Below are 4330 nucleotides of genomic sequence, written 5' to 3' on the forward strand. Positions count from 1 at the left end.
ACCAAGGCCCCGGCGGCCGAGCCCTCGGCCGGCGGGGCCTTGGTGATGTGGCGGCCGACGGCCGGTACGGCCAGCAGCGCCACCATCGACACCGCCAGCGCCGCCCGCCAGGACACCGCCTCGGTGATGCGCTCGCCGAGCAGGGGACCGGACGCGCCCAGCATGCCGAACCCGGCGCTGATCACACCCATCCGCCGGGCGTCGCCCGCCAGGCTCATGGCCACCGCGATCAGCCCCGCGGCGCCCGCGGCCTGCGCGGCGCGTCCGACGAGGGTCAGTGGCAGCCACGGCGACGCGACGAGCACAACGGTGCCGCCGAGCACGAGCCCCGCCCCGACCCGTAGCGCCGCCCGCGCCCCGCGCCGCCGTAGCAGCGTTGCCATCAGCGGCATCCCCACTGTCATGGCCCAGGCGAACGCGGTGACCAGCCAGGCGGCGGTCGCCGTGCCGACGCCCAGCGAACGGCCCATGTCGTCGAGGATCAGGACCGGGGCGTTGGCCCCGGCGGCGACCGGCGTGGCCAGCAACGCCAGCCAGAGCACGGGGACTCGACGGGTTCGGTCAGCGCTTGTGCCGGTGCCGGTGGCAGCGGTGCTCGTGCCGGTGCCGGTGCCGGTCCCGGTGCCACGTGGGTCCGGTCTTGCGGTGGTGGACAACGATTCCCCCGTCTCATTTGCCTCAAGGTTGATTCTCTCAACGTTGAGATAAAAGCAACCCCGCTTGCATGGCGTCAAGTGTCTTAACATTGAGAAGGTCTACGCTGAGGAAAATCGAGGGGAGCGCTGATGAGCGACGTCATCGACCTCATCGTCGAGCAATGGGTGAAGGAGCGCCCCGACCTGGCGGACGATCTCTGGCCGGTCCAAGTGCTCGCCCGCGTACAGCGGATGCAGCGCGTCATCGACAAGTCACTCAAGGCGTTCTGCGCCGAACACGGCCTGGAGCCGGGCGAGTTCGACGTCCTCACCACGCTCCGCCGCTCGGGCCCGCCGTACACCCTGACCGCGGGCGCCTTCCTCAAAGCCGCCATGGTGACCTCCGGTGCCATCACCAACCGCATCGACCGTATGGAGGCCAAGGGGCTCGTCGAGCGGGTGCGCGAGGGCGGCGACCGGCGCACCGTACTCATCCATCTGACCGAGCGCGGCCAGGAGCTCATCGAGACCGCGATGGCCGCGCATCTGCGCAACTACGCCAAGATCCTCGGCGCCCTCGACCGCGACGAATGCGAGCAGATCGCCGCCGGCCTGCGCAAGGTGCTTGAGGCCCACGGCGACACGTCCTTCACCTGAGAGGGACGGAGGGCCTGGCGCTCAGTACCCCAGGGCGATGGTGTGGCCGGCGGTGGCCGGGTCGGCCGCCGCGGTGAGGATGGCGTCGGCGAGGTCGGCGCGTGCGATGGTGATGCCGCCGCGCACATTGCGGTCGGTGGCGGTGCGGTAGGCGCGGCGGCGGCCATCGGTGAGGCGGGGCGGCCGCATGATCGTCCAGTCCAGTCCGCTGGCCTTGACGGCCTGGTCGGTGCGGGCGAAGTCGGCGAAGCCGTCCCGCAGAAACCGCCGCAGCATGGGCTTGACCATGCTCCGGGTGAACGGCCCGTCGCCCTCGTCGACGATATGGCCGCTGGCGGTGACGACTATCAACCGGCGGCTGTCGGTGGCCCGCATCGCGGTGATGATCGCTCGGGCGCCGTCGCTGCACACCGTGATGTCGTCCTTGCCGCGCGGGCCCAGGGCCGATACGACGGCGTCCTGTCCGGTCACCGCCTCCGTGACCGCCTCGAGGTGCTGGAGGCCGGCTTTTACGGCCTCGAGCCGCGGGTGGTCGGCCTGCTGCAGGCGGGCCGGGTCCCGGACGACCGCGGTGACGTGATGACCGGCCTCCAGTGCCTGGTTTACGAGGTGCTGCCCAGTTCCGCCGGTCGCACCGAAAACAGTGATACGCACGATGACCTTCCAGATCCGTGGGGGCTAGTGAACACTAACCCCTAGAGTGGGCTAGCGTTTACTAACCTGTCAAACCGAGACTGGGAGAGCAGTGGTGAGCACACGGGAGCGGATCCTGGACGCGGCGGCGGACATCCTGCGCACCCGTGGTGTCGTACACGCCACGACCAAGGAGATCGCGCAGGCCACAGGCGTGTCGGAGCCCACGCTGTACAAGTACTTCGGGGACAAGGAGCGGCTGCTGCTCGCCGTCCTCGAGGAGCGGCTGCCCGGCCTGTCCGGCGTCTCGGTCCGGCCGGGTGCGGGCGACGTCGAGGCGAACCTTGCGGAGCTCGCCCACGCGGTTCTGCACTTCTACCAGCGGTCGATCCCGATGCTCGGCGCTCTCCTGGCCGATCCGCAGCGTATGGCGGCACACAGGGTGGCGATGGACCGGCACGGCGGCGGCCCCGACAAGGCGGTCGCCGGCTTCGCCGGCTACCTGCGGGCCGAACAGGGCCTCGGCCGTATCGCCGCGGACGCGGACCCGGAGGCGTCCGCGGCTCTGCTGATCGGCGCATGCTTCCAGGAGGCGTTCCTGCGCTACTACACCCAGGGCCCGGACGCCGATGCCGCCCCGCGCTCGCAGGCCGAGGCTCTGGCCCGGGCGGTGGTCAGACCACTGCTGTGACCGCGACTAGCGCGGCGCGAGGATCCGGTCCAGGGCGCGGCGGGTGCGTTCCGCGGCCTCGGGTGCGGCGAAGAGCTGGATCTCCTGGTTGAGGGCCATGTAGAGGCCGACCAGTTCGTACGCGATCTGCTCCGGATCGGTGTCGGCCGGCAGATCGCCCGCCGCGACGGCGGTACGCACCTCGGCGGCGAGCCGGCGCCGCCAGAACGCGAACAGCCGGGCCACCGCATCGTGTACGAGCCCGTCGCGGGCGTCGAACTCGATGGAGGCGGTGGTGAAGAGGCAGCCACCGGGGAAGGTGTCGCGGGCCGTCTCCAGGTAGGTGATCCACGCCTCGCAGATGGCGCGCAGCCGCGGCAGCCCGGGCTGCGCGCCATCTGCGGGCTCCCACACCAGCCGTGAGAAGGCCGCCGCCGCCGCGTCCAGGGTGGCGAGTTGCAGCGCCTGCTTGGTGCCGAAGTGGCCGAGCACACCGGCCTTGCTCATCCCCAGGTCGGTGGCGAGGCGCCCGATGGTCAGCCCTTCCAGGCCCTCGACTGAGGCGATGGCGACACCGCGTTCCTTGATGCGCTCCCGTGTTCTGCGGGCCTCGGCGACCGACTTGCGTGGGCTCATGGCGTCAGGATACCCAGCCGGGCCCCATTTAGATTCCGACCGATCGGTTGCTATATTCCCCGGCACGGTCTGCCGTACGTCGAACCGAGGAGAACCGCCGTGTCGCTGTCGCTGTCACTGCCACCGTCGCCGTCGCCATCGTTGTCGGGAAGCCGCATCGCTGCCCTGGGGCACTACCAGCCCTCGCGCGTACTGACCAATGACGACCTGTCGACGATGGTCGACACCAGCGACGAATGGATCCGCCGCCGCACCGGCATCGCCACCCGCCGGATCGCCGCGACCGACGAGTCCGTCACCGACATGGCAACCGCCGCCGCGGGCAAGGCCCTCGCCGGAGCCGGACTTCAGCCCTCCGACATCGGTCTGATCACCGTGGCCACCTGCACCGCGATCGACCGCTGCCCGTCGATCGCCGCCCAGGTCGCGGGCCGCCTCGGCATCCCGTCCGCCGTGGCCTTCGACCTGAACAACGGCTGCGCGGGCTTCTGCACCGCCCTCGCCTGCGCCGACCACTCCGTACGGGCGGGCGCCGCCCGCCACGCCCTGGTCATCGGCGCCGAGAAGATGTCCGACGTGACGGACTGGACCGACCGCAGTACGTGCGTCCTGCTCGGCGACGGCGCGGGCGCCGCCGTGATCAGCGCCGCCGAGGACACCGGTATCGGCCCCGTCGCCTGGGGCTCCGACCCCACCCGCGGCGACGCCGTACGCCTGGTCGACGACTGGCACCCGTACTTCGCCCAGGAAGGCCAGACCGTCTTCCGCTGGGTCACCGGCGAACTCCCCGCCATCGCCCGCGAAGCCTGCCACCGCGCCGGCCTCGCCCCCGCCGACCTCGCGGGCGTGGTCACCCACCAGGCCAACCTGCGCATCATCGAGGCCGTCGTACGCCAACTCGACCTCCCCGAGCAGGTGGTGATCGCCCAGGACGTCGTCGAATCCGGCAACACCTCCGCCGCGTCCGTACCGCTCGCCCTGTCCAAGCTGACGGCCCGCGGCGACCTCCCCTCGGGCGCCCCGGTGCTGCTGCTCGCCTTCGGCGGCGGCCTGTCATGGGCGGGCCAGGTGATCGCCTGCCCCTGAGCCCCTGAGCCCC

General features: G+C 71.2%; 6 protein-coding genes. 3 read left to right on the forward strand and 3 right to left on the reverse strand.

The window, feature by feature from the left end:
• Positions 1–542, reverse strand: a 542-nt coding sequence (locus tag CCN51_RS49915; RefSeq protein ID WP_245881859.1) for an MFS transporter, incomplete at its 3' end; no start/stop codon positions are given.
• A gap of 243 nt (positions 543–785) precedes the next feature.
• On the opposite strand from CCN51_RS49915, the gene CCN51_RS49920 reads away from it, so the two are divergent.
• Positions 786–1292: a MarR family winged helix-turn-helix transcriptional regulator gene (locus CCN51_RS49920; RefSeq protein WP_014178944.1), complete on the forward strand. Its 507-nt coding sequence runs from the start codon at positions 786–788 to the stop codon at positions 1290–1292.
• Between the two features lie 21 nt (positions 1293–1313).
• On the opposite strand, the gene CCN51_RS49925 is transcribed toward CCN51_RS49920, so the two are convergent.
• Positions 1314–1946, reverse strand: coding sequence for an NAD(P)-dependent oxidoreductase (locus tag CCN51_RS49925; protein WP_014178945.1), 633 nt, complete (start codon positions 1944–1946; stop codon positions 1314–1316).
• A gap of 94 nt (positions 1947–2040) precedes the next feature.
• Here CCN51_RS49925 and CCN51_RS49930 point away from each other — a divergent pair, with 94 nt between their 5' ends.
• Entirely contained in the window at positions 2041–2616 is a 576-nt protein-coding gene (locus CCN51_RS49930; RefSeq protein ID WP_014178946.1) for a TetR/AcrR family transcriptional regulator, read from the forward strand.
• Positions 2617–2622: 6 nt separating this feature from the next.
• Here CCN51_RS49930 and CCN51_RS49935 read toward each other — a convergent pair whose 3' ends face one another.
• The gene (locus CCN51_RS49935) at positions 2623–3231 is read right to left on the reverse strand and encodes a TetR/AcrR family transcriptional regulator (protein WP_014178947.1); all 609 of its coding nucleotides are present in this window, start codon (positions 3229–3231) and stop codon (positions 2623–2625) included.
• A gap of 141 nt (positions 3232–3372) precedes the next feature.
• On the opposite strand from CCN51_RS49935, the gene CCN51_RS49940 reads away from it, so the two are divergent.
• Positions 3373–4317 carry a beta-ketoacyl-ACP synthase III gene (locus CCN51_RS49940; RefSeq protein WP_043491251.1) on the forward strand — a complete coding sequence of 315 codons (945 nt, stop codon included), beginning with the start codon at positions 3373–3375 and terminating at the stop codon, positions 4315–4317.
• The last annotated feature ends 13 nt before the right edge of the window (positions 4318–4330 follow it).

This window comes from Streptomyces milbemycinicus (genome assembly GCF_002154605.1).
Classification (GTDB): Bacteria; Actinomycetota; Actinomycetes; order Streptomycetales; family Streptomycetaceae; genus Streptomyces; species Streptomyces milbemycinicus.